Origin of the sequence: Sulfurimonas denitrificans DSM 1251 (assembly GCF_000012965.1) — a bacterium.
Lineage (GTDB): Bacteria > Campylobacterota > Campylobacteria > Campylobacterales > Sulfurimonadaceae > Sulfurimonas > Sulfurimonas denitrificans.
The window spans coordinates 2,056,633-2,081,812 of sequence record NC_007575.1 but is presented as its reverse complement, the minus strand read 5'-3'; the positions used below and the strand labels follow the sequence as shown (position 1 = coordinate 2,081,812).

At 34.5% G+C, this 25,180-nt stretch carries 32 protein-coding genes; 14 read left to right on the top strand and 18 right to left on the bottom strand.

Features of this window, described 5'->3' with window-relative positions; genetic code table 11:
* The gene (locus SUDEN_RS10385) at positions 1-279 is read left to right on the top strand and encodes a hypothetical protein (protein ID WP_011373614.1); all 279 of its coding nucleotides are present in this window, start codon (positions 1-3) and stop codon (positions 277-279) included.
* Positions 280-322: 43 nt separating this feature from the next.
* Positions 323-1,018: an AMIN domain-containing protein gene (locus SUDEN_RS10380; protein ID WP_011373613.1), complete on the top strand. Its 696-nt coding sequence runs from the start codon at positions 323-325 to the stop codon at positions 1,016-1,018.
* Positions 1,019-1,024: 6 nt separating this feature from the next.
* On the opposite strand, the gene SUDEN_RS10375 is transcribed toward SUDEN_RS10380, so the two are convergent.
* The 3 genes from SUDEN_RS10375 to SUDEN_RS10365 all read right to left on the bottom strand — a co-directional run bounded on the left by SUDEN_RS10375 (position 1,025) and on the right by SUDEN_RS10365 (position 4,011).
* Entirely contained in the window at positions 1,025-2,818 is a 1,794-nt protein-coding gene (locus SUDEN_RS10375; RefSeq protein ID WP_158301049.1) for an Lnb N-terminal periplasmic domain-containing protein, read from the bottom strand.
* Positions 2,819-2,912: 94 nt separating this feature from the next.
* A complete protein-coding gene (locus SUDEN_RS10370) occupies positions 2,913-3,359 on the bottom strand; it encodes a DUF3015 family protein (protein WP_011373611.1) in 447 nt (148 codons plus the stop codon).
* A 58-nt stretch (positions 3,360-3,417) separates the two neighbouring features.
* Complete coding sequence (locus tag SUDEN_RS10365) at positions 3,418-4,011, bottom strand: hypothetical protein (RefSeq protein ID WP_011373610.1); 594 nt, start codon at positions 4,009-4,011, stop codon at positions 3,418-3,420.
* A 97-nt stretch (positions 4,012-4,108) separates the two neighbouring features.
* Between SUDEN_RS10365 and SUDEN_RS10360 the strand changes: the two genes are divergently transcribed.
* From SUDEN_RS10360 to SUDEN_RS10345, 4 genes are all read left to right on the top strand, one after another.
* Entirely contained in the window at positions 4,109-4,579 is a 471-nt protein-coding gene (locus tag SUDEN_RS10360; protein ID WP_148153561.1) for a hypothetical protein, read from the top strand.
* Positions 4,580-4,717: 138 nt separating this feature from the next.
* A complete protein-coding gene (gene mgtE / locus SUDEN_RS10355; RefSeq protein ID WP_011373608.1) occupies positions 4,718-6,046 on the top strand; it encodes a magnesium transporter in 1,329 nt (442 codons plus the stop codon).
* 13 nt (positions 6,047-6,059) lie between these two features.
* The gene (locus SUDEN_RS10350) at positions 6,060-7,277 is read left to right on the top strand and encodes a dicarboxylate/amino acid:cation symporter (RefSeq protein WP_011373607.1); all 1,218 of its coding nucleotides are present in this window, start codon (positions 6,060-6,062) and stop codon (positions 7,275-7,277) included.
* 72 nt (positions 7,278-7,349) lie between these two features.
* On the top strand, positions 7,350-8,051 hold the full coding sequence (locus SUDEN_RS10345; RefSeq protein WP_011373606.1) for a tetratricopeptide repeat protein: 702 nt from the start codon (positions 7,350-7,352) through the stop codon (positions 8,049-8,051).
* Here SUDEN_RS10345 and SUDEN_RS10340 read toward each other — a convergent pair.
* The 12 genes from SUDEN_RS10340 to SUDEN_RS10290 form a co-directional block, all read right to left on the bottom strand.
* The gene (locus SUDEN_RS10340; protein WP_011373605.1) at positions 8,048-8,737 is read right to left on the bottom strand and encodes a response regulator transcription factor; all 690 of its coding nucleotides are present in this window, start codon (positions 8,735-8,737) and stop codon (positions 8,048-8,050) included. The two genes, SUDEN_RS10345 and SUDEN_RS10340, sit on opposite strands and share 4 nt — an antisense overlap.
* Complete coding sequence (locus SUDEN_RS10335) at positions 8,727-10,253, bottom strand: ATP-binding protein (protein WP_011373604.1); 1,527 nt, start codon at positions 10,251-10,253, stop codon at positions 8,727-8,729. Before SUDEN_RS10335 ends, SUDEN_RS10340 begins: the two co-directional genes overlap by 11 nt.
* On the bottom strand, positions 10,246-10,986 hold the full coding sequence (cobA, locus tag SUDEN_RS10330) for a uroporphyrinogen-III C-methyltransferase (RefSeq protein WP_011373603.1): 741 nt from the start codon (positions 10,984-10,986) through the stop codon (positions 10,246-10,248). Before cobA ends, SUDEN_RS10335 begins: the two co-directional genes overlap by 8 nt.
* A complete protein-coding gene (locus SUDEN_RS10325; protein WP_011373602.1) occupies positions 10,986-12,122 on the bottom strand; it encodes a cytochrome D1 domain-containing protein in 1,137 nt (378 codons plus the stop codon). Before SUDEN_RS10325 ends, cobA begins: the two co-directional genes overlap by 1 nt.
* A complete protein-coding gene (locus SUDEN_RS10320; RefSeq protein WP_011373601.1) occupies positions 12,122-13,243 on the bottom strand; it encodes a radical SAM/SPASM domain-containing protein in 1,122 nt (373 codons plus the stop codon). The genes SUDEN_RS10325 and SUDEN_RS10320 overlap by 1 nt, the downstream gene beginning before the upstream one ends.
* Positions 13,244-13,549 (bottom strand): c-type cytochrome, encoded by a 306-nt coding sequence (locus tag SUDEN_RS10315; RefSeq protein WP_011373600.1) that lies wholly within the window; start codon positions 13,547-13,549, stop codon positions 13,244-13,246.
* A 189-nt stretch (positions 13,550-13,738) separates the two neighbouring features.
* On the bottom strand, positions 13,739-15,379 hold the full coding sequence (locus SUDEN_RS10310; RefSeq protein ID WP_011373599.1) for a nitrite reductase: 1,641 nt from the start codon (positions 15,377-15,379) through the stop codon (positions 13,739-13,741).
* Between the two features lie 100 nt (positions 15,380-15,479).
* Positions 15,480-15,644, bottom strand: a complete 165-nt coding sequence (locus SUDEN_RS11350; protein ID WP_158301048.1) for a hypothetical protein — start codon at positions 15,642-15,644, stop codon at positions 15,480-15,482.
* An 11-nt stretch (positions 15,645-15,655) separates the two neighbouring features.
* The gene (locus SUDEN_RS10305) at positions 15,656-17,080 is read right to left on the bottom strand and encodes a cbb3-type cytochrome c oxidase subunit I (RefSeq protein WP_011373598.1); all 1,425 of its coding nucleotides are present in this window, start codon (positions 17,078-17,080) and stop codon (positions 15,656-15,658) included.
* Positions 17,070-17,756 carry a c-type cytochrome gene (locus tag SUDEN_RS10300; protein ID WP_011373597.1) on the bottom strand — a complete coding sequence of 229 codons (687 nt, stop codon included), beginning with the start codon at positions 17,754-17,756 and terminating at the stop codon, positions 17,070-17,072. The genes SUDEN_RS10305 and SUDEN_RS10300 overlap by 11 nt, the downstream gene beginning before the upstream one ends.
* Before the next feature lie 39 nt (positions 17,757-17,795).
* Entirely contained in the window at positions 17,796-18,122 is a 327-nt protein-coding gene (locus SUDEN_RS10295; protein WP_011373596.1) for a hypothetical protein, read from the bottom strand.
* Between the two features lie 200 nt (positions 18,123-18,322).
* Positions 18,323-18,517 carry a hypothetical protein gene (locus SUDEN_RS10290; RefSeq protein ID WP_041672344.1) on the bottom strand — a complete coding sequence of 65 codons (195 nt, stop codon included), beginning with the start codon at positions 18,515-18,517 and terminating at the stop codon, positions 18,323-18,325.
* 126 nt (positions 18,518-18,643) lie between these two features.
* Between SUDEN_RS10290 and SUDEN_RS10285 the strand changes: the two genes are divergently transcribed.
* From SUDEN_RS10285 to SUDEN_RS10275, 3 genes are all read left to right on the top strand, one after another.
* Positions 18,644-19,048 carry a hypothetical protein gene (locus SUDEN_RS10285; RefSeq protein ID WP_011373595.1) on the top strand — a complete coding sequence of 135 codons (405 nt, stop codon included), beginning with the start codon at positions 18,644-18,646 and terminating at the stop codon, positions 19,046-19,048.
* A gap of 171 nt (positions 19,049-19,219) precedes the next feature.
* A complete protein-coding gene (locus tag SUDEN_RS10280) occupies positions 19,220-20,116 on the top strand; it encodes a glycosyl transferase (protein WP_011373594.1) in 897 nt (298 codons plus the stop codon).
* Complete coding sequence (locus tag SUDEN_RS10275) at positions 20,109-21,329, top strand: MFS transporter (protein ID WP_011373593.1); 1,221 nt, start codon at positions 20,109-20,111, stop codon at positions 21,327-21,329. The genes SUDEN_RS10280 and SUDEN_RS10275 overlap by 8 nt, the downstream gene beginning before the upstream one ends.
* On the opposite strand, the gene SUDEN_RS10270 is transcribed toward SUDEN_RS10275, so the two are convergent.
* Together SUDEN_RS10270 and SUDEN_RS10265 are read right to left on the bottom strand one after the other, a co-directional pair.
* Positions 21,326-21,706, bottom strand: a complete 381-nt coding sequence (locus tag SUDEN_RS10270) for a hypothetical protein (RefSeq protein WP_011373592.1) — start codon at positions 21,704-21,706, stop codon at positions 21,326-21,328. The two genes, SUDEN_RS10275 and SUDEN_RS10270, sit on opposite strands and share 4 nt — an antisense overlap.
* A complete protein-coding gene (locus tag SUDEN_RS10265; RefSeq protein WP_011373591.1) occupies positions 21,707-22,273 on the bottom strand; it encodes a precorrin-2 dehydrogenase/sirohydrochlorin ferrochelatase family protein in 567 nt (188 codons plus the stop codon).
* Between the two features lie 141 nt (positions 22,274-22,414).
* On the opposite strand from SUDEN_RS10265, the gene SUDEN_RS10260 reads away from it, so the two are divergent.
* Genes SUDEN_RS10260 through SUDEN_RS10245 form a run of 5 tightly spaced genes read left to right on the top strand, consistent with a single transcriptional unit; the run spans position 22,415 to position 24,978 of the window.
* Entirely contained in the window at positions 22,415-23,413 is a 999-nt protein-coding gene (locus tag SUDEN_RS10260) for a siroheme decarboxylase subunit alpha (protein WP_011373590.1), read from the top strand.
* Positions 23,414-23,431: 18 nt separating this feature from the next.
* Positions 23,432-23,839, top strand: coding sequence for a hypothetical protein (locus tag SUDEN_RS10255; RefSeq protein ID WP_011373589.1), 408 nt, complete (start codon positions 23,432-23,434; stop codon positions 23,837-23,839).
* On the top strand, positions 23,836-23,997 hold the full coding sequence (locus SUDEN_RS11375; protein WP_169302054.1) for a hypothetical protein: 162 nt from the start codon (positions 23,836-23,838) through the stop codon (positions 23,995-23,997). Before SUDEN_RS10255 ends, SUDEN_RS11375 begins: the two co-directional genes overlap by 4 nt.
* Complete coding sequence (locus tag SUDEN_RS10250; protein ID WP_011373588.1) at positions 23,994-24,296, top strand: hypothetical protein; 303 nt, start codon at positions 23,994-23,996, stop codon at positions 24,294-24,296. Before SUDEN_RS11375 ends, SUDEN_RS10250 begins: the two co-directional genes overlap by 4 nt.
* The gene (locus tag SUDEN_RS10245; RefSeq protein WP_011373587.1) at positions 24,283-24,978 is read left to right on the top strand and encodes a hypothetical protein; all 696 of its coding nucleotides are present in this window, start codon (positions 24,283-24,285) and stop codon (positions 24,976-24,978) included. The genes SUDEN_RS10250 and SUDEN_RS10245 overlap by 14 nt, the downstream gene beginning before the upstream one ends.
* Here SUDEN_RS10245 and SUDEN_RS10240 read toward each other — a convergent pair.
* Positions 24,975-25,175, bottom strand: a complete 201-nt coding sequence (locus tag SUDEN_RS10240; RefSeq protein ID WP_041672342.1) for a hypothetical protein — start codon at positions 25,173-25,175, stop codon at positions 24,975-24,977. The two genes, SUDEN_RS10245 and SUDEN_RS10240, sit on opposite strands and share 4 nt — an antisense overlap.
* Between the last annotated feature and the right edge of the window lie 5 nt (positions 25,176-25,180).

Below are 25,180 nucleotides of genomic sequence, written 5' to 3'. Positions count from 1 at the left end.
ATGAGTAAAGAGGAACTTTTTGAGCAATATGAAGATAAACAGAGTATCATACAGAGATACCTTGGTCTATCATTTTCAAAGTTCTCTCTGCTTCTTATTTTAGTTTTGAGTATTGGTGTTTATATTGGATTACTTCTTTATGGAGAGAATTCATTACAAGTTTATATGGGTTTGAGTGATTATCAAAACCATCTCCAAACAGAGATAGAGAGGCTTAAGGCTGAAAATGCAGAACTTCAAAGAGAGTATTTTGAGCTAAAAGAGATTTCTGCAAAATAGTAACTACTTGCTATAATACATGTAAATATATTTAGGGGTTGTTTTGATTAAAGTTTTATTGATTTTTACTTTACTATTTTTAACACTAAATGCTCGTGAAAACCCATTCTTCCCTTCTGAGGGTGAGAAAGATATTGTCCTAACAACAAATGAAGATAGTTCAAAACCACCACTCAATAAGGCCTCAATCTCTATTCCTAATCAAGCTAGAATACTGCAAAAAGTTACGATAGAGTATAAAAATCTTGATGGCTCTATTGAGAGAAAAAGCATTAATTTAGATAACTCTATAGATTGGCATTTTCCTATTTTAATATCTCAAAACAGTTCACAACCTCAAGTTGAAACCAAGAGTGAAGAAAAAAAGAGCATTGTTGAAGTAAAAAAAGATGTAAAACCAGAGATAAAAGTCTCGCAAGACAGAAAAACAAAGGCACTTTGCACTGACAATGTAGCACTTGAATATCTATCAATATTAGTATCTGGAAAAACTCTAAAGCTTACAACAAAACATGAATCGATAAGAAATTTTTTACTAGCAAATCCACACAGAATAGTTATAGATTTTAAAAGTGATGCAGAGGTAAAAAACTACATTAGAAAAAATATTGATTCTATTTTCACAGAGATAAGAGTTGGAAACCACGATAAATTTTATAGAGTTGTAGTTGAACTTGATGGACATTACAAATATAGTTTCAAAAAAATATCTGATGGCTACCTTGTAGAGCTAAAGTAATAGATTCTAAAAATAGTAATTAAAGTAACACTTTAAGCTTCTTTCTTGTCTCTCTTTTGCCCTGTCATCCCTTTGCTTAAAATCATAATCAACCCTAAGTTGCATATTTTTAGAGAGTCTAAAGCTTTGTGCTACTCCAAAGAGATTTTGCGCTTCTCCAACATCATAGTATCTTCTTGTCAGCTCCATTTTTGTGCTCATAAAACTGTATTTATCAATAACAAATCCAATAGAGCCTCCAATGGCTGATTTAAAGCCATCATCGACATAAAATAGCGGGTCCGCCATTATGTAGCTGTAACCTAACTCATTTCCCCAGCTAAAACCAACACCAACAGTGCCCATAAAGTTTGCATTAGAGTCTAGTGAATCTCTATCCCATCCAAATTTAGTTCTCCATGATAAGTTCTCAAAAAAATATGAGCGCTGTGCAAGTGAGACAATAGATAAAATAGTTGCATCTTCGAGATCTATTTTATCTTGAGAGTAGGAGAGTTCAATATTTAAAAATTCAATTTGAGTGCCTCTTAAAAATCCGTAATTACTGTCTTCTAAGCTATGATAAGCGCTTCGCAGACCTAAATAACCAACTGTTTTACCCTCTTTTACCCCAGCACCAATCATTGCTCTTATGGCTTGATGGCTTTGAAGAGGATTTGCAGGAGTTTTAATCTCTATCTTCTCTCCCAAACCAAGAGATGCCCTCGCAATAGAGAGTGAATGAAAAAGTTGTAGATATGCTTCTTTAGTTATCTTGCTTTTACTGAAGTTATACTCTAAGAGCTCTATGGATGATTCAAGTATATATTTTTTTTGCTGAGACTCAATCTTTGCATCTTCAACGATAGAAATTGGAGTTATTTTTGAATCTATCAACAAGAAAGGGAGTGAAATATATCTTTTATCAAGCAGCTCCTCATATTTTAGAAGCAGAGTTCTTTTTGAGGGTCTATATGAACTCTTTGTGATGATATTTTCACTATTTGCAGCATGAACACTCTCAAGTGGTATAACTTGGTATGTAAAGTATTTTCTCAAATCAATAGAAGGTCTGGCAGCTTCTAAAAACCAGAGCATATTGTAAGAGCAGTTTTCTGTAAAAAAGTAGTAGTAAGATTGTGTATCATTGAGCTCCCAAATATGGCGAACCATCTTAAGAGTCTCTTCCTCAGTCAAATTTAAATCATACTCCCAAATATCTCTTTGTTCACTATCTCTATACTCTTTTAATTTATCGTAATAAGGGAGCAGAGAGTATTTGCCAAAATATCCTCCAAAGAGTCCTTTTATAGCAAAAATAACTCCGTTTTCTTTATTTGGATTAGCATCTGCTGCATAGTTTACGGCATAAGAGAGCAATTTAGAGTCGTACTCAGAATTTATGCGCAAAAAAGTGTGTCCAAACATAGAAGCTGGAGAGTTTATATGAGCGGAAGGAAAAACAAGTGTGACTGATTTTGGGTCTAATCTTGAGATAATTTTGTCATATTCGTTACATGTAACTTCAGGCAGTTTTATCTCCCTCAACTCCTCCTGTAACCAAGCAGCTCTTGCTGGAAATCTACATGCAGTTGCATTATCATCAAAAACTTTCTCATTTAAGAGAGCATCTATTGTGGCATATAGCTCACTTTTAGCATCTACTTTACCACTTTTAGAGAGAAAAAATCTCTCATCATCAATCTGGCTGACGCCATTTTCTACATGTAGAAGGATTTTCCAATACTTTGAGTCAGCTAAATTTAACTCATCTGCTTTTTGTTTATATAGTTGTGAAGAAGCTTCTAAAAAAAGAGACAAAAAAATCATTAAGAGGGAGAGACGATTTAAAATTGGATATTCCTAAGAGTGAGTTTAATCAAAACGGATGAAAATCCATCCGTTTGATTGTTTACTAAAGAGAAGTTGTAGAGATATTGTCTAAAACATCAGCCATTTTTGCATTTTGAGTTGCATAGATGTTATTATAGTTTGTTTGAAGTGAAGCTGAAAAAGTTGCCTTATCAGATACTTCTAAAAGTTCTGCTAAAGTGTCAACACTCTCGCCATGACCTTGAGCAATCTCTTTTGCAAGTTGATCCATATTTGAAGCAACAAACTCTTCTGCTCTCTCATTCATAACGAATTGAGTTTTTTTACAACCAAGAGTTCCTGAAGTGATACCAAATGTTTGGTTTCCTGAAGTACCGTTTGTAGTAGCTTGAAGTGCCAATAATACAGCACTTGAATCATCTTTGATTATTACAGAACCTAAGCCACAACCAGTTTGAGAATTAACACCTGCCATTACAGCTGAACTTAAAGCTACAACAGCAGCAATACTAACTAAAATTTTTTTCATAAAATATCCTTTGAAATTAAGATAAAGCAATTGTAGGATTAGTTTGCTTAACTAAATATTAGTATTTGTTAAGCTCTTTATCTTTCCAATATTTCGTACCTTGTACTGTTGCTTGAAGTGCTAGACCATTTTGTGTAAGTTTATAGAGTCTTATCCCAAAAGCAACCGTTTCAGCGGCATTTATAGAGACGCCATTATCTTTATATTTTGCAGTTACATCAACTTGAGCATTGGCTTCCCATCCATGATTGACAAAATTATCATAGACTCTTTTATTTTCAAATAGAAAAACAGCTCTAAAATCTTTAATGCCAAGCCCAAATCCAAGACCTCCAGAACCCATGTTCATGTAGGTATTTACTCCTGTTTTATTGTTATGAGCCATACCTTTTCCACCTTCTGCTGAGAGTAGAGTAAGGTTTACTCCAAGATTGCTAAATATTGCATACCCATAAGAGCGAAGAACCATACTTCTAGCTTCAGGGGCATATTTATAAAGAAGTTCTAGTGTATCATTGCTTGTTTTTATGCGCTCAACCCTCTCTTTGGTATTGTCTTCTTTAATCTCTTTTTCACTTTTTCCAGACCAAAAACCTGAAAAAAATACAAGAACAAGAGATAAGATAACTACCAAGCTAAAGTGTTTTACCATAAGTATCCTTGAGTGCGAGATGGTAGTATTATAATTTGTTAAGATGGATAATCTGCTTAACAGAGAGAAGTTTTAATCTAAAATGTTATCATTGTACATGAATAATTTTTTATCACTCTTAATCATTACTGCAACACTCTTTGGCTCAGAGATTGCTGCTGTAAACTTGTCACTTAAAGAGTTGGAGGGTGTTGTATATGAGACTCCAAGTGCAGAGGAGATAAAAATACCAAAAAATATAAAACTCATAATAATAGCTTTTGAAAAAGACATAAGCGCAGTTATCAATGAGTATTTAGATACTAAAGATTCACTCTATCTCTTAAGCTACAACGCTGTTTTTATTGCGGATGTTCATAAGATGCCAAAGATTATAGCAAAGATAGTAGCACTTCCAAGACTTCAAAAATATAAACATCCCATATATCTCTATTATGGTGATAAGCTTGAAGCTATTATTCCAACTCGAGAAGCAAAAGCAACACTGCTTTATATAGAAGATGAAAAAGTAAAAGAGATAAGATTTGTCTCTACAAAAGAGGAGTTAAAAATGGCGATAGAGGGGTAATTAAATAAATCTTAGTTTGATTTTAACTATTTAAAAAACTCTTATATTGATGTTACAATACGCTAGATAAATAAAAAAAAGATTTAAAATGAAAAAAATAGTTTTTATGTTGATTTTTACCTCTTTAAATAGACAATTATGAATAAATTAGAAGAGTATTTAAACGCTCACGAATTAAGTGAGATGCATCCATCTGATATAGCAAAAATATTAAAACAGCTTGATGATAGTCATTTTGCTGCTGCGCTAAAACTTATTCCAAAAGATTTAATTGGTGATGTAGCGTTAGCCCTTCCTGATAGATATTTTGATGATGTTGTTGAAAATTTAAGTATTGATGAACTAGGACATGCGGTAGGAGAGCTTGAGTCAGATGACCAAGTGGATTTTTTACAAGGTCTTGAAGATATTGATGAAAATATCGCTTCGCAAGTTTTTGACACTCTACATGAAGATGATAAAAAAGAGATTATAAAGCTTCAGACCTATAACGATAATGAAGCTGGCGCATATATGCAGCTTGAAATTTTTACTGCTGATAGAAATGAGGTAGTACATGATGTAATAAAGAGATTTGCAGAACTTAGGCGTGCAAAACATATAGAAAATATTCAAAATCTTTTTATTACAAGCAGCGATAGAAAACTTCTATATACTATTGGTTTAGATGATTTGCTGATTTTTGATTTTAAAAAAACTTTGATTGAAAATATAGATGATAGCGAAGATAGTTTTGAGCCAAAGAAAGCTCAAGATAGAGAAAATATCCGTGATGTTGTTCGCTACTTTGAAGAGTACGATCTCTCAGTTATGCCTATTGTAAATGCTTATGGGGTTTTACTTGGTCGTATAACATCAGATGATATTTACGATATTATAAACGAACATGCAACCGAGCAGATGTATAACCTTGCTGGAGTTGACGATGATGCAGAAGAGTATGATGAGGTTTACAAGGCAGGTAAAAAAAGAGCTTCATGGCTTGGGATAAATCTTCTAACTGCTATTTTTGCTTCACTAGTTATTGGTCTGTTCTCAGAAACATTGCAGAGCATGGTTGCTCTTGCTGTTTTAATGCCAATTGTTGCTTCTATGGGCGGGAATGCAGGTACACAAACACTAACGGTAGTGGTAAGGCAGTTGGCTCTTGGTGATATTTCTCAAGGTGATGCGATGAGAATTATAAAAAAAGAGGTTCTTATTGCACTTATGAATGGGCTTGTCTTTGCAATAGTTATGGGCGTAATAGCATCTATATGGTTTGGCATAAAGATGTTAGGCTTAGTAATAGCGCTTAGTATGATAATTAACCTTTTTATCGCAGGTTTTTTTGGTGCAGCAATACCGCTATTTTTAAAAAAAATGGAGATAGACCCAGCAATTGGAAGCGCTGTTATACTTACAACAGTAACTGATGTCGTAGGCTTTTTCAGCTTTTTAGGATTAGCAACATATATGTTGTTGTAGCTAAAGCAAAAGAATGGTAAAAAAAATAAAAAAATATTCTACTACAAATACTCTGGTTCTCTTGGGTATAGTCTTAGGAGTTCTTTTTGGAGTATTTGCACCACAACTTGCACTAGGGCAACAAATTATAGGAGAGATTTTTATAAGTTTTTTAAAAATGCTCGTTGTTCCTCTCGTTTTTTCTAGTATATATGTATCAATTGTTGGGTTAGGCGATTTAAAAAGCCTTAGAGATATTGGGGCAAGAGTTATTGCTCTTTATATTTTAACAACAGCGCTTGCTGTATTTGCTGCGGTAATGGCTATGAATTTAGTGCCTCTTGGCGAGGTTGTCGCAGTTGAAGGTTTAGAGTATGCAAAAGCTTCAGAGCTAGCATCTTTCTCATTTAAGAGCATGATTTTGAGCTTTATTCCCACAAACATATTTCACTCTCTCTCAGAGGGATCAATGATGCCTATTATTGTTTTTGCATCCCTTTTTGGAGTAGCTTCTTTACATGTAGCTAAACAAAAAGAGCTTGAAATGGTTAATTTTTTTACTGGCGTAATGGATGCAATGCTTATAATAGCACAGTGGGTTATAAAACTAACTCCCATTGGAGTATTTAGCCTTATCTCTTATGTGGTTGCTAATCAAGGAGTAGATGTAATAATTGGTCTTTGGAAGTATCTTTTAATGGTTTTAGCTGTTCTGTTTTTTCATGCAGTTGTTACGCTGCCTGCTCTTCTGTTTTTCTTTTCTCGTATAAATCCGTTTAAATATTTAAGTGCGATACGTGAAGCTCCTATTATGGCATTTTCTACAGCTTCTAGTATGGCTACTCTTCCTGTTTCCATGCGTGTTGTTGAAGAAGTTGGCGGAGTTGATAAAAAAAATGCCTCTTTTGTTCTTCCTCTTGGTGCGACAATTTCTATGGATGGCACAGCTGCATATTTGACAATAGCAACTCTCTATATCTCGCACTTATCTGGAGTTGATTTAACGCTTTTTGAACAGTTACTATTAGGTGTGAGTGTTGTGGCTCTTAGTGTAGGAGTTGCAGCCCTGCCTAGTGCCTCTTTGGTAATGCTCATTGTTATTCTCAAACAGTTTGGTTTGCCTTTGGAATATATAGCGTTAATTATTGCAGTAGATAGAATTTTAGATATGGCAAGAACAGCATTGAATGTCACTTCTGATTTGGTTGTTGCAAAAATTGTTGATGAGTGCTTAAAGCGTAAAAATATATAACAAAAGATAAATCTGGGTGTCTGTTTTACCTCTTTATGTATAATAGCCATACTAATTTTTATAAGGACAAAGATGTTTAAGTTTATAGTAGCAGTAATTTTTTCGTTATTCACACTAGAGGCAAATAGTGATGAAGCGCTAAGAGCATTTAAAAAGCAAGATTATACAGAAGCGTTTAAGCTCTATGAAAAAAGCGCAAAAGAGGGCGATTCTAAAGCTCAAAGCGCATTAAGTTATCTTTATGCAATGGGCTTAGGAGTGCAAAAAGATTTAAAGAAATCTCTTGAGTGGCTTGAGAAATCAGCTCAAAGCGGAGATGCAAATGCACAGTATGATTTGGGAATGTTTTATCTAAAAGGAAATAATGTAGAGCAAAACAGTAAAAAAGCTTTTGAGTTATTGAGTAAATCCTCAGCACAAAACAATATAAATGCACAATACAATTTAGCGCTTATGTACTATAAAGGTGATGGAGTTGATTTGAGTGTTCCAAAGGCAGTAGAACTTCTTGATAAAGCAGCAACCAGTGGTCATGTTGGCGCCGCTCAAAATGTAGGACATATCTACATGCAACTTCTAAAATTTGATGAAGCATCAAAGTGGTTTGAAAAAAGTGCAGCAGCTGGCGATGAGAGTTCATACTACGTTCTTGCACAGATATATTGTGAATTAGAAGAGTTTAAAAAAGCTAAAGAGTGGGCAAATAGAGCAATAAACAGTGGCAATAAAGAGGCAAAAATTCTCTATAAAAAGTATGAACTAGATAAGTACTAAATAGGAATTATCTTATATCCTGAACCATAAATATTGTGAATAACTTCATTAGGAAGTTTTGCGCGTAACCTTTTCATAAGAGAGGTAACTGCGTGAACTGAAAATTCTTTGTCATTTTTTGTTTCATGTAGATAATCAAAAATCTCTTTTGTGGAAAAAATCTCATTTGGTCTTGAAAATAGGAGTTTTAAAAGCATACTCTCCATTTTTCTTAGTTTTATCTCTTTTGAATTTCCCCAAAGTGTGTTTGTCTCATGTTCCCAATAGATGTTTTCTGTAACATAAGTGCGGCGAGATTTCTCTCTAAGGTGTTTTACAATATCGAGTAAAATAGTCTTCAAAGCTTCTGTTTTTATGGGCTTAATAAGATATGACTCAAGATTTAGCTTAATAGCAAGAAGAAGCCTCTCTTGCTCAGAGTGCGCACTCATGACTATAATTTTTGTCTCTTTGTCGCTCTCTCTTATCTTGCTTATCATCTCTAAACCATCAAGGTTAGGCATACTTATGTCTGTGATTATAATATCTGGCTTTTTTTGTTTGTAGATATCATACGCCTGATCTCCTGAGGTAGCGGCATAAACTCTGCCAAAAAACAGTTGCAAATACTCATGTAAAAGTTCACGAAGTTCACTCTCATCTTCGGCTAGCAAAATGGATATATCTCTAATTTTTTCAATCTTCATTTTTTACCTTTATAGTAAATTCTGCACCAATTTTTTCATTTTTTTCATTATATAGATTTTTTGCACTTAAATAACCTTGCATATTATCTTCAACAATCATTTTTGCTATATGCAGTCCAAGACCAGTCCCTATTGATTTGTGTTTTGTAGTAAAGTAAGGGTCAAATATTTTCTTTAGGTTAATATCTTCTATGCCACCGCAATTATCAGCGATTGAGATGACTATATAATTATCATCTTTATATATAGAAATAGTAATTTTCACATCTGTTAAATTTTTTATTTTAATTATGTCATTTATGTTAGAGATTATGGAGACTAATACCTGTACAAGCTCATTTATTAATCCAAAAATTTTATATTCATTTGTAATAAGCAGATTTACTTTAACATGAGTGTTTGATTTTTGTAAATTTGTTATATCAAGACTTCTCTCTATTGCATCACAAATTTTAAACCAAGATTTCTCTTTGTCTGGACTATAGTAACTCATAAAATCTTCTATTGTTTCTGACATGTATATAATGCGTTTTTCAATTTTTTCTAGTTTTTCAAAGAGCTCTTCTTTGCTAAGAGAGGAGGCTCTGTTTTTTTCTTGGAGTATTGCTATTGAAGTATTTACTATTGCTAATGGTTGGCGCCACTGATGTGCAATGTTACCAATCATCTCGCCTATTTCTGCTCTTTTTGATTGCTCAAAAATTAGTAAATCGCGCTCTTTTAGCGCTATCTCTTTTTGTTGAAGCTCTTTTATTGTATCTATTAATTCACGATTATATTTCTCTTCAATATACAATCCACAATCAAGCTCCCTCATATCTTGAATCAGCTTATTTATGTACTTTTTCTCTATTATAGAGCCGTGTTGCGGGGCGATAAGCTCAATGTCGAGTTTTTCTATCTTAGCGAGTGCATAGTTGAAAATATCTTTGCTGGGCATATACTCTTGATGAAAAAGTTTAGCTTTTAAAAAGTATGTTTCATCTGCATAAAAATCCCAAGACTCTTCAATTCCTCCAAAAATATCTCCTGAGAATAGAGTTTTTGAGGTTGGCTCATAACTTACAAATGCTCCAGGAGAGTGGCAGTATGGAGTGGTAAGAAAATCAAGTCTAAAACCACTCGATGTTACTAGTTTATGATCCATCTTATCTATCTCATAATAGTTGGATTTTATAAGGTAGTGTTTGACTAAAAGAGACATTCTTGAGTGGGTTACTATTAGCAGGTCATCTCTGTTTATAAGTTTTTCTATCTCAGGAACAGCAGCTGCTAAATCGGGGTCTTGATGATGAAGGATAATATATTTTATATCTTTCATATCCATTAGAGTTTTTACTTTTCTAACAGTTTCATCAAATTCAATCATGGAGCCTGGATCTATTAAGATAGATTCATCTCCATTTTTGATTAGATAAGGGTGGCATTGAAAAGGGTCATTTTTTAAGTGCATTCCAACCCAATAGATATTTGGTGCAATTAGTATAGCCTCGGATGTGTCTAAAAGCTTACTCATTTCCCTCAAACCATTGTAGCTGTTCTCTAAGTTCAACAACTCTACCAACAACTATAAGCGCAGGAGTTGGAACATCTTTCGTTTTTGCAACTATATCCTCTAAAGTACCTACAACAACACTTTGCTCTTTTGTAGTCCCTTTTGAAATAACAGCACATGGATAATTTTTTGGTTTGCCAATCTCCATAAGTTTTTTACTAATTTTTGGAAGATTGTGCAAGCCCATTAAAAAGACTATCGTATCATCTGTTTTAAATGTCTCCCAAGGAATCTGAGACTCTTTTTTGTTTGGAGATTCATGCCCAGTTACAACCCTAAAGCTTACAGAAACGCCACGATGAGTTACAGGAATACCAGCATAAGCAGGTGCGCTTATTGCTGAAGTTATCCCTGGAATTACATCAAAAGAGATGCCTCTGTCTCTTAGGTATAGTGCCTCTTCTCCGCCACGCCCAAACACAAAAGGGTCACCGCCTTTTAAACGTACAACATTTTCATGTTTTAGTGCATTTTGATAGATAACTTCATTAATATCATCTTGAGGAACGATGTGTCTGCCATCCTCTTTGCCAACATAAACGAATTCGCATCCGTTTTTTGCCTCTTGCAAAATATCTGGATTTGCAAGACGATCGTAAATAATAACATCAGCCTCTTTAATCACTCTTAGTGCTTTAATTGTAAGCAGCTCTATATCTCCAGGACCAGCTCCTGTTAGATGAACTTTACCCATTACTTTGCCTCTTTATATAAAAATATGCCTGATGGCTTGTTAATACCAAACATCTCACGAGCCAAATACCACTCTTTAGTGTTTATCACTGCCACTTTATTTGTGTCATTTACAGATACGTAGAGATTAGGACGTACATCAGACCATCTTACATGTAGAACCTTGCCATCAAATTCAAATCTCTTAATAACTTCAAGAGTTTTTGTATCTATAATTTGAAGAACTGGAAATTTGTCTCCGCTAAAAGTAACTGCCATATACTTTTGATCAGGACTTAAAGCCGTGAAAACTGGTAAACCTTCTACTTCAATATTTTTAACAAATTTAAAGTCAGATGTATATACTAAAACCTTATTGTTTCCAACCGCTGGAATAAAAACATTTCCTTCACTTATACTCCAAAAACCAAAGTGGGGAACTTTCAGTACAGGCTTTCTATCTTCTAGCAAAATGTCTATTTTTGAGTACTCCATAGTGTCAAGATTTACAACACCAAAGAAGTTACTTTTAAAGAATCCAGTTATGAAGTTATTGTTCTTTATCATTGCATCAAATGGCATAACACCGACGTTTTCAAACTCTTTGAATATTTCAAAGTCTGGAAGACCTTTGCCCTCATTTTTATCTTTTAATACAGTTATTTTGTCATTATTCATTTGAGAAAAAACAAGATAATTCTTATATTTTTTGATTCCAACATTTTTAGAATCCGTTTCAAAAGATTTTATTGGATTTAAATCTCTATCAAGTATATCAACGCTTTTTTTAGCGTAGTTTGCTACTGCAATGTAGTTCTCTTCAACCGTAAAGCCAATTGCACTGTCACTTGTTTTGTACGCTTTTAAAATTTTCTCACTCTGTGGGTCGAATTTTATTATATATCCATCACGAGATATTACATAACCATCATTGTCATAAAATTTTACAACTCCATGATTCATGTCGTGCATGCCTTCTATATGACCTTTTGTCATGCCTTGTTCGATTACTCCAAGAGAGTTGTTCTCTCTCTCAACTACAAAAATTTTCTCTTCATCTTTAATTGATGCAAGCACAGGATTCACACCTTTTGCTTGGACAATCCCAGCAACAGAAGCCACTAAAAAAATACTTACTAAAAATTTGCTAATATACATTAACTTCTCCTTCTTTCTTGCTCAGTTAAATAACATGATGGATCTTCACTCCATAAATCACCCGTTATAGCATATGCTCTTGATCTTGAACCACCATTACAGATATCTATCTGCTCACAAGAAGCACAAATACCGCTTATCTGCGCTCTTGGGTGGATACGAAGCTGATTAAGTAGCTCACCGCTTTGCCAAATATCGCCAAAATTTTCCTCTATGATATTTCCAACAGTAAGTGGAAAAAACGGATCTGGGCGTACGTCACCTTCACTGTTTATGTTCAATAGTTTGCGTCCAGCACTGTTCCCGCCCCACGAAACAAGGCGCTCTCTCATCTTCTCTTTTAGATGTGGATATTTTAAAGTAAATCTATTTAAAAAGAGTATTGCATCTTGCTCCATATTTCCAGTTACTATCTCTATCTCTCTGCCTGTTTCATAATACTCAAAGGCTTTATCTAGAATAAACTCTACACTTTTTCTTCTCTGCTCTTTTGATAAATCCATCTTCAAGTTATCAAGTCCACGTCCAGAATAGACTAGATGAGAGATATAGATTTTAGATATATTCTCTTTTTCTGCTAAATCAAAAATATACTCCAAAGAGCCAAGCGTATCTTTTGTTATTGTAAAACGAATACCGACTTTGCCTCCATGCTCATTAGCAATACGAACAGCCTTAAGCGTTTCAGTAAATGCGCCTTTTAAGCCACGAAAATAATCATGTGTCGGCGCATCACCATCTATGCTTATACCTACATAGTTAAAAGTATCAACTATACGTTTTACGTTACCCTTTGTAAAATATAAGCCATTGCTTGAAAGATAAGTTATGATTGAGTTATCTTTGCAAAAATCTGCTATTTCAAAGAGATCTTTTCTAGTAAGAGGTTCTCCTCCAGAAAAAATAATGAATTTTACACCATTTTCTTTCATCTCTAAAATCGTTTTTTTTATCTGAGCAGTTGTGAGCGTATCTACTTCATCAAGTGTTGATTTTGAGTAGCAGTGCAGACAAGACAAGTTGCAACGGTTTGTAAAATTCCATATAGCAATAGAACCATTAAGAACTCTCTCTGGTTTGTTTTCTATGACTGAATGGAGAAGATTTGATAATCTAAACATCTATTTGCCTTTATATGAGAGAATGTACGCAGCTATATCTTCTCTCTCTTTATCAGTTAATTTTAGCTTTGTCATAACAGTTCTTTTATATCCAAATGCTTTATACATAGATTCTGGATCAATTATGTAAGCTTTTATCTCCTCTAGAGATCTGTTTTGTGCGATTTCTTTGAATGGAGGACCAAATGCTTCTGAAATTTGATGATGACAACCCCAGCAATATGTTTCAAAAACTCTCTTACCTTCTGAGTTCTGTGCAGATAAAAATGAAGCAAGTAATAGCATGACTAGTAATTTTATATTCATATTTTCTCTTTCTATTTTCTTTTTATTTTAACCAAATTAAGCTTGAATTATGGCTTATAAATGTCAAAAAAGAGTGATTTTATCGTTTATTATAAAGTTATGAGTATATAAAGAAAATTTATTTATTTAAAATAATAAGAAGTAGATAGAAGAGGGTTCTCTCCCTAAAATAGGGAGAGAAAGTGCTAATTATGCACCTGGAATAGTTTGTCTGTGCTCGATAGAGTAAGTAAACGTAGGAGTTGTTAAACCAGTGATGTATTTAACAAATTTACCTGTTTTAGCTTCATAAATACCGATACGTCCAGCATTCCACTCAGAAATCATAGTCCAGTGACCGTGATTTGCTGGCTCAGCGTGAAGAATACGAGGAGTTATAGCAGCACCTTTATCATCTTTAACAGTTGGAACTTCCCATTTGTAAAGTACTTTGTGAGTTACAGGATCTGTAACAGTGCCCTCAGATGTTCCAACAGTAATGATTCTGTCTAGTTCAAGAGTTTGCTTGTTAATCAAGTGAACTTGATTCCAAACATCTGAACCACCAAGAACGTTATCTGCCCAAATAAATGGAGTATGCTCAGATGTTCCAACGAACAATCCACCACCACCTGTTGGAATTTGACGGATAACATCGAAGTGATCATCCCAAATTGTAACTTGACCTAAGTTCATGTTAACTGTTGCTCCAAGTTGTTGTCCAAGAGTTTCGTTATACCAAGAAGAACCTTGACCTGGGTGTGGCTTAGATGCTGGACCTGTATAGATTTTAGTTACTAAAGATTTAGTTTTAAAGTCTACAACACCAACAACGTCACTTCCTTGAGAAGCGATAAATAGGTAACGACCAATCTCTTTACCTTCATTTAAGAAACCATCATGAAGAATATCTCCAATATTTGGAATATCTCCAACGATTGGGAAAGTTGGCTTAGAGTAATCTACGATATAAACGTGACCACCATCTTTAAGTGCAAATGCAAAATAAGGACCATATGGAGTATCAAAAATACCAGCTACACGAGATGAATCAATATCACCATTTGGTTTGATAACGCTTGATGTTGGATAAACTTTTAAAGGCTCAAGAGTCATAGCATCTAGAAGAATAGCACCGCCTGGAACATAGTTTCCAGCCATTAGGTATTTTCCATCTGGAGAAACTGCAAGACCACGAGAGTCTGATCCAACTTGAACTTCAGCAATTTTTTGTTGACCTGGAGTATTTAAGTCAAACATTGTTACTAAACCTGAACGAGAGATTGAGTAAGCATAACGAGGTTGACGTTTGTTTGTAACAGTTACGTGAACCGCAAAACCTGCAGGGTGCTTAGATAGTATTTTACCACTTGTTCCATCAACGAATGCAACACGCTCAGCATCACGCTCAGTTACGAAACAGATATCTGTATTTTTCTTAACATCAACAGCATTTGGATACTTTGTAAAGAATGCCATTCTGTCATTTAAAGGTTTCCATGCAGCTTTAACTGTATCAAGAGTTAATTGCTTAATTACTCTACCTTTAAAGTGTTGAATATAATCAACCATTTTATCAGCATCATCTTTAGAAATCTTATCTTTAAATGAAGGCATTGCTGTACCAGCTTTACCATTCAAAATTGTTTCAGCTAACTCATAAGAGTTTTTCTTAGCAGTAACAGCAGGACGTAAATCAGAACCAACACCACCCTCTAGGTTAGGACCATGACACCCTTGGCACTCTTTCTCAAAAACACTCTCAGCATCAAAACCAGCTGCTTGTACAAGCATGCCTGAACCAACAACTGCAGTAGCAGCTACCGATAATACTAATTTATTTAATCTCATTTTATTTCTCCTTCTAAAATAGACAAATTACAGGTCCTATTGGACCCGAAACATAATTGAAACTCAAGGCCCTATTGGGCCCTGATGACGCTTCAAATACTTAGTTACCCTCTTGCTCTAAACGAGCTTTTTCTTGCTTATAAATCCAAAACATTGGAAGAATAATTACAGTGTGCAAGAAAATAGTTAGAGTCAATGGACCTTGAGACAATGTACCAAAAAAACTTGGTACTACATCTACGAATGGTTCAAACATTGCATTCATCTTATCTCTCCTTATCTTACGTGGTGAGTAGCTTTACCGATACTCAATAAATCTTTAGCTAGGAATAGGAAACCTACAAATGTAACAACACCCATTAGTAGTCTCCATACCATTCCTTGTACCAACCAAGTTGTTCCCTGCGCATCAAAGTAACCAGCCCAAGTAGCACCCATTTGTGCACGAGATATAATAACATCTGAGTAACCAGCAATTGTAAGTGCAACAGTCATACCAACAACACCACCAACAATCATGCTAGTAGCCCAGACAGTTGATTTTGTATTGTTAAGTACTTTAATACCGTTTTTACCTTGAACAGCTAAATACATCATACCAACAAGAATAGTTGCATAAGCTCCAAAGAACGCTAAGTGTCCGTGAGCAGATGTAAACTGTGTTCCGTGCGTATAAAGGTTTACTTGTGGTAATGTGTGGAAGAATCCCCAGATACCAGCACCTAAGAAGTTACCAAATGCATTAAGAACGAACCATGTAAATGCTGGTTTGTTTGTAATAACAGAAATTTCCTGTCCTTTTGCATCTTCTTCGCCCTGCATTTTTCCCCAGTCATAAAGAACGTGGATAAACATAGCAACAAGTGGAAGTGGCTCTAACGCAGAGAAAAGAGCACCAATTTCCCACCAGTACTCAGGTGTACCGATCCAGAAGTAGTGGTGACCAAGACCAAGGATACCAGAACCAAATAACATTGATACTTCGATCCATAACCACATTTCAACAACTTTACGGTGTGCACCAATCATAGTAATTAAACCATAAGCAGCAATTGCACCAACAAAAACTTCCCATGTAGCTTCAACCCAAAGGTGAATAACCCACCACCACCAGAATTGATCAACTGAAATGTTGTCAGTATAGAACATACCTGTTAAGTAAAGACCAGCAAAAGCAATCATGTCTGCCATAAGAACAGTTACGATACCAGAGCGGTTTCCTTTCATACCTGTCATGAAAAGGTTTGCAACGAAACCAAGTGCAACAACAGTAATACCTAAGTCAGCCCAACGTGGTGCTTCAATATACTCACGACCTTCATGAATAAACCAGATTGATGTTTCATCAGCAGGTCCAACTTGAATGAATAGATATACAAGAACAACAACAGTTACGGCTGCAGTAAATACCCAGAAAAGGAGTTTACCCATACCGATACCAACCGTTTCAATACCAGTTTCATCAGGTAATAACCAATAAACAGAACCAAACATTGCAAAAACCATCCATACAACAAGTGCATTGATGTGTAACATTCTAGCTACAGAGAAATCTAGTATTTCAAATAAGAAACCTGGCATAACATACTGGATAGCTGCTACAAGACCAAAAAGTAACTGTGCTCCAAAAAGAGTTGCAGCAACTGTAAAGTACCATGTTGCTAACTTTTTAGATTCAGATTTTAAATAACTATTTGCCATTTACTGCTCCTTGAATTTTTCCAAAGTTTCTTGGGAAACCATTTGTATCTATTGTTGCCATATGTTTTAAGAAAGCAACTAGACCCTTAGCCTCTTCAGCAGTAATACCAAGGTTTGGCATCATACGAGCATGTGTCGGGTATTGAGACGGGTTTTGTAAGAATTCAGCCATTGCTTCTTCTTTTGTCTCTTTACTCGTCATTCCCATCATTGAACCCTCAGGTCCCCATGCTGGATCTAACCAAGCTTTTGTTAAATCTGGAGCATAATATGCACCATTTCCAAGTAAAGTATGGCAATTCATACAGTTTTTAGTTTGAGAAGCTAATTTACCAAGGTGAAGTAATTCGCCAGCCTCTTGTTCAGACCAGTCATCTCTACCAAAGAATTTCTCTTTTTCTTGGAAAGCTGAAGTTCCTTCTGCGTTCATTCCACCAATTACTGGAATTTCATGCTGACGTTTCTTATTCATCTCATAAGTGATTTTATAATTAATAACAGTAGGTCCTGGAACCCTTTTTGTTACACCATTTTGTATGTCTGCATCAGTACCCATCGATATTTGCGCACTTGTATCAAATGTCAACCAAATAAGTAAAACTGAAGCAAAACCTGTAATCCAAGCTGCTGTGCGTTGCCAGAAGCGATTATCACTCCATACGGATCTTTTAGCCACTATACCCTCCTATAAATTATGGGTTAATATATATAAAAATTAATGTTCATTTTCTTGATGAACATGATCTTGCATGTAATAGACTGCATGTGGCAGTAGTAACAAACCAATAGCAGCAACAACTAAAGCTTTAGCTGTAAGTTCATTTACATGCATCAAACTTCCCATCAAATACAAACAATAAGCAGTCAAAATCCAAAAAAAGTAGCCAAGAGGCATCATCCATTTTTTTAGAAGGTTAACTTTTATAGCCGTATATATACCAACATAGAATCCTCCAAATATCAATACAAGAGTAGAAGAGACAAAGATTGTCAAAAAATCATCTACAAGAATATCTTGCGACATTAAAACTCCATCAACCATTTTATTTCTCCTAAGTTTGTATAATTTTTCAGAATCAAGAGAAGTTTAGTCTGAATTACTTTAAAAGTAGTTGATTTATATCAATTTTTTTATGTAATTAAAAAATTAAGGTTTGTTTTATAATTTATGTAACTTAATGAAACATTAATGAAAAAAACATATAAATTTAGTTTGTTAGTTATATATATTTTTATTATATTTCAGATGAAGTGTAGAAGAGTTGATATAGTAAAGGCAAAGAGCATAGTTGTGGCAATTAGTGCTGCGCGTTTTTGTCTCTCTTGGAACTCATATTTTTCTTCAAGATAGTCACTAACCCAAATACCTGGAAAAATTGAGAACATTAACATAGGAACACTCATTACACCAATTATTACTAAATCCTGAATCGTCATTTTCGTAAACTCTTAATATTAAATTTAAATTTCATTTTATCTCTATTATTATATCATTGATTAATTAATTTTTTAATGATAGAATTAATTTTATAAAAAATCATCTGAAAGAATAAGGGGAGTGGTATGAAAAAAATTGTATCAATTGCTGTTGTAACTATTGCAGCACTAACATTAATGAGTGGTTGTAGCGCAACAAGAGGATCTTCGAGTCATAATGGTATGGAAGCTAATATGGAGAGTGGTGATGCAACGGTTTGTAAAACAGCTATATATATAGGAAATCTTAATCATAAAAGCGTTTTAGACTCAATAGAGCGTGCTGGAAAGAAAGAGGGATGGAGAATGACTGAGTTTAAAGCAAATGCTATTATTGCTGAGAAAATGATTGGTTCAGAAACATACGCTACTACAATAACAGTTGCAAAAGAGCACATTATGTGTAATAAAAACAAGTTGCCACAAAGTGATTTAGATGCATTGAGATCTGCAATTGTAGATGAGTTACAAAAAGATTCTAAAAAGCATTAATCCTTAATCTTCTATAATTTTTGTCTAGCACTCAGCTAGGCAGAAAATCTTCTTAAAATTAAAAATTTACAATTAAATCTTCTTTTGAAAAAATAGAGCAGTTTTGTTATCTCATTTTAATAAAATCATTATATTATACGAACTAAAATATTATAAAAGTAAAGAGAAAAGATGGATTTTTTTAAGTATATACATGCGGTTGGAACAGGCGAAAAAGGCAATAGAAATTTGACTCAAGCAGAGGCAAAGGATATGATGGAGCAAATATTAAAGCAAGAGGTTCATCCAGAACAAGCAGCTGCTTTTTTGCTAGGGTGGCGACTTAAGCCAGAGACAACTGATGAGTTTAGAGGGGTTGTTGATGCTTGTGATGGTTTTATAAAAAGAGCTCCTGTTGCAAACTCTATAGAACTTGGATATCCATTCGATGGAAAAGCAAACAATCCTTTTATTTTCCCTCTTGTAGCAAAAGTGCTTAAAGAGTCTGCGCTGGAGCTTGTTGTAGTTGGCGATGATTTGGCACCTGCTAAAGCTGGAATTACGCTTAAAGAGGTAGCAACAAGTATTGAGTTAAATAAAAATATTCACTATTTTGATAGAGCCAATTTTTTTAAAGAGATGCATGATTTAACGCAGATGCGCATGCGTTTAGGGCTTCGTACAGGTATTAACACTATTGAAAAATTAACAAGAGTTGCTTCTAGCGAATTTGCAATTACTGGGGTTTTTCATAAGCCTTATGTAAAAAAATATGTAGAAGTTTTTTCAGACAAATATAAAAGATTTGCGCTTATTCAAGGCAATGAAGGAACGCCAGAACTCTTTAGTAAGGGTAGATTATGGCTTGTAAATGGAGAAGATGTCCAAGAGATGATAATAGATCCTGAATATTTTGGTATAAATTATACAAAATCTTGGGAGAAGATAACTCTTGAGGAGTCAATAGAGCAAGTTAACAATCCATCTGATGAGTTTTTAAAATTAGCACGTCTAAATGCTGCTGTTTTCATGTTTGTTGCACAAAAAGCAAATACAATTGAAGAAGCTTACGAAAAATTAAATGGATAAATTCTCAAGCCATGTAAAAAACATTCTACATGGTTTCTTTTTAGCAATTGGAACAACAATCGCCGAACCATCCACAATCCTGCCTCTTATTGTAAACTATTTTGGGGGAAGCTCCATGCTCGTTGGATTTTTCGCCTCTCTTCTTAGAGGTGGAGCAGTTATGGTTCAGCTCTTTGCCGCTTTTCACGCTCAGAGCTACAAGCTGATGATGCCATACCTTCGCAGAATCTTTTTTGTAAGATTTTTTTCATGGTTTTTCATAGGGGTATCAATTATCATTTTTGGTGAGAATTACCCTAATATAACTCTTTTTTCAATAGGACTGGGGCTTTTCATCTTCTCTTTTAGCGCAGGCTTTGCTGCTATATATTTTAGAGAAATTATGGCAAAAATATTTACTCATAAGTTTCGTGGCAAGACTATGGCGTATCGCCAGTTCTTTAGTGCGCTAGGTGGGCTATTAAGTGGAGCGTTAGCTGCTTGGATATTAGAGTCATTTGAAGCTCCACAAAGCTATGGATATCTTTTTGTAATTAGCTCTTTTATCATGGCACTCGGATATATATCTTTCTCTTTAGTCGAGGAGCCTATCAAAGAGGAAGTCTCAAAAAAAGAGAGTAGTTTTGGCAAATTTTTGAAAAACTCTTATGTTATTTTAAAGGCAGATAAAAACTTTCAAATTCAAGTCACTACTTTTCTTTTAGCTTACGGATACTTAATAGCTCTGCCTTTTATTATCCTTGATGCACAGCAAAAGATAGATTTAGATGGTGTGGCAATTGGTTGGCTTATAACAACACAGATGGTTGGAGCGATGCTTAGTAATTTTTTATGGGGCAATCTCAGCGGACGTGGAAAGAATGTGCTTACCGCAAAAGTTGCAATTCTTGCTCAAATTCTTGCAATAACTTTAGCTTTTAGTGCATCTTCGCTTTATGAGTACATGTTAATTTTCTTTTTAGTTGGGGCATCAATGGATGGAAACCGCATAGCTTCTAGCAATCTAATACTTAAAATTGCACCAGCAGACAAAAGACCTGTCTATATAGCTCTTCAGATGAATATTGTATCTTTAGGGATGTTTTTCTCAATTTTAGGAGGGGTAATTTTACACTTTTTTAACTATACGCTACTCTACTCATTATCACTTGGAGTCTTATTTATGGCGTTACTTTTCTCGCTTAAGCTCAAAGAGACTGCTTTGGAAGTTTAAATTCCAAAAAACTTCTTAAGAAAAGCTCTCTCTTTTTCATTTTCGATCATAATTCTAGCTTTGCTTTGGTTGTTCTCACCCATTATTATAAGCTCATTGTTCTCTACAATTAAGTGTGTTTTACCCCACGCTTTTTCCAGTTCATCAAGTCTATGATAAAAGTCACTTGAGTCAGGTTTCTCTTTTATTTTATCGTCTCTTTTATCTAAAATAGTGAGTCCGCCAATTCTTTTTTCAACAATATAGGGACTATACTCTTTTATAGCAAGGTATATGCGATCTTCTTTAGAATCTGGCATGGCACGCTGCATTGAGACAACTCCTAGTATTAAAAAGGCTGTGAAAAACCCAAATATTAAAGCTTTTTTTATGTTCATCTAATTACTCCATTTTTTCATATAATCTTCTGCTCTTCTTTGGAGCATTTGCATTCTCTCCTTGCCTTTTGGCAAAGTCTCTCTTAATATTTTCATCTCTTGCAAAAAAATACCTATATCAGAGGGAATCAACTTCAAAAAATATTTTTTTAACTGCTTTGCGAGCGCAGGAGATGATCCAGATGTTGATATTGCGATGGTTAAATCATCTTTTTTTATATAAGAACCAAATATAAAATGAGTATATTTTGTAGAATCAACACAACTGCATAAACAATTATAACGTTTTGACTCCTCAAAAATCTCTGCTTGTAGAGAAATGTTATCAACCGCAACAATCACAATATCAAAATTTGCTATATCGCCCTTGCTATAAGCTCTTTGCATCACATGTAGATTTTTCTTTTTTGATAGCGCTCTAATTTCACTAGATAAATCCAGCGAAATTATAGAGATATTTGAGGTAAAGTCCAAAAGATGAGAGAGTTTTGTGTAGGCAACCACTCCGCCGCCAACAAGTAGGACTCTTTTATCTTCAAGGTTTAAAAAGGCGGGAAAATAGCTCAAATCATCTCTTTTTTTGTCTCTTTAGTTGAGCGATATAATATCATAGTTTTTTAAAATCTCTTGTTGATAGAAATCAACTAAGATTAATTGAAATTAGATTACAATCGAATAAATTTATTAAAGAAATGGATAGTACTATATATGAAAGATGAAATATTATCGCGTATTCAAAAGAAATTTCCTTTGGTTGATAGACCATTTAAGGTTATAGCAGATGAATTAGGCATGAGTGAAGATGAAGTCCTTGCTATATTACAAGAGCAAAAAAAAGCTAATATCATACGTCAAACATCAGCTATCTTTGATACTAAAAGACTTGGCTATGTATCTTCTTTGGTGGCATTTAAAATTCCAGCAGATAAAATAAGTGATGCTGTAAAAATCATCAATTCTCATCCTGGAATTTCACACAACTATGAGAGAAATCACGATTTCAATATCTGGTTTACGCTGGCAGTTGCTCCAAATTCTAAGCTTGGGTTAGAAAGAACAGTTGAAGTATTGGCTGAAGCAACAGGAGCTGAGGATTATATTATGCTTCCAACGCTTAAACTATTTAAGATAAATGTTAAACTAAATACGACAGGAAAAGATGAGAAGAAAGAGGAAGTTAAAAAGGTAAAACATACAGAAATTGAACTTACTCCGCTTCATCATGCAATAATTAGAGCGGCTCAATATGATATAGAGATGATACAAGAGCCATTTAAGGCGATAATAGAAGAGTTAAATATTGATTATGATACTTTTTTCAAAATTTTAGACGAGCTTCAAGAAGCTGGAGTTATGAGAAGATTTGCTTCAATCCTAAACCATAGAAAAGCAGGATTTAGTGCAAATGCTATGGTTGTCTGGGATGTAGATGAAGAAAAAGGTGAAGCAATTGGAGAGAGAGCTGCAGCATTTAGCGCAGTGTCTCACTGCTATCTTCGCCCAAAATATTCAAATTGGCCATATAACCTTTTCACTATGGTTCATGGCAAAAGTGAGCAAGAGACAAACTCGATTATAGAAGAGATGGCTTCTGAGATTGACTCAAAATCTCACATGCCACTCTACAGCTCAAGAGAGTTTAAAAAAGTAAGAATAGAGTATTTTACTCCTGAGTTTGAAGCTTGGGAAAGTAAATATAGCAATTAATAATATTAAGGAATAGATATGGGACTTTTTTTAGAGTTAGAAGCGGTTTATTTAGTTATAGGAGTTTTTTTCTTGGTTATTACTGTAGTTGTAACGACAAGAGATTTTATGCCAAAGGGTGCTTTTAAGAAGGGTATGCTAGGTGTTTTGATTGCTATTTCTATATTAATTGGGCTTCACTATACAATTACAATTAAGAGAATAAATGGAGTTGAAGAGATTTTTAACAATGGAGAGACTGTTATTTGTGAGAACAAAATGCACAGAACAATCTCAAAATCAGTACTCCTATCTCAAAGCTTAGGCTGGAGACTTGAAGATCACCTATTTAAACATGATGAGTATGAGAGAGATTTTCATAGCTCAAGATGTGTAGATTGGATAGGTAGTGAAGATGTTTATGTTGATGAGAACAAAAGCAAATGAAAGCGACCTTTAAAAGATACGCATTAGCGCTATTTTTTCTTCTGGCTATATCTTTGTTGATGCTTCTTGGAACGTTGGGTGTAGAAAAATTAAGTAGCAAAATGTTTGAGGGAACTGGAGTTGACATTAAACCAAGAGGAGAGAGTTTAGTAAAATGAGTTTGAGTATTATTTTAATTATAGCTGTGCTTTTAAGTGTGGCATTTCATTTTGTTGGTGTTTATACAGGGTCTAAAAAAACGATTTGGCTAATGCTGCTTATTTTTTGGGCAGGAAGTTTTGGTTTGGCGACAAGCGAAGTAAAGCCTGCTGGATATAAGGAGATAGAGAAGATGAAAGGTGCTTTTAGTGATACTGATAAGCTAATTGAAGAATCGATGCCTGAAGTTTCTATATATGAGATGGTTGTAATTAAAAAGAGCTACAACGTAAATAAATCTAAAAATGAGCAAAAGTAAAAGTGTAGGTATCCTTGGCTGTGGCTGGCTTGGAAAACCTCTCTCTATAGAGCTACAAAAGAGTTTTAGTGTAGAGTGTTTTTCACGAGAAAACACTCTTGATAACTCCTCTTTTTGGCAAAGCGATATTGTAATTATCGCTATTCACACAAAAGAGAACTATTTAGATACAGTTCAAAAAATAGCAACATTAACAAATTCAGCTTCTGATATTATCTTAATGAGTTCAATCTCGGTTTATAGAGAGTTTGATGAAGATGTGGATGAGAGCGCTCTTATCACAAAAGGCTCATTGATGAAAGAGGCAGAGGATTTGCTCTTGGCTCAAAGGAAGAGAGTTCTTATTTTGAGACTCGGTGGTTTGATGGGAAGCGATAGAGTTGCCGGAGTATGGAAGAGCGCTACTGCTTTTAGTGATGGATTTGTAAACTATATCCACAGAGATGATGTCATAGCAATCATAAATAAAATATTACATGTAGAAGTAAATAGCGGGATTTACAATCTTGTTGCACCAAATCACCCTACACGCTTAGAAATTCATCAAAAAAATAGTAAGAAACACAACAAAGAAATAGGAGCTTTTGAAGGATTTTCAAAACGCAGAGTCTTGGCTAAAAAAATTATAGACGAGTTGGGATATGATTTTTCATATCCTAACCCACTTGAGTTTTGGGATTAGTTACTCCTAGCTAATGCACAGAAGTCTATCTCCTCTTTAGGCTCTTTTGCCTCTTGTGCTTTTTTGTCCTCTTCATAAGAGCCTGTGCTAAAGATGTACTCGCTACTCTTTAGAATGCAACCCTTCATGCCAGGAACGCATGGTTTTTTGATAAGTTTACAGTAACCATTATAATCATGTTGACATGTCCATCCCATAAATA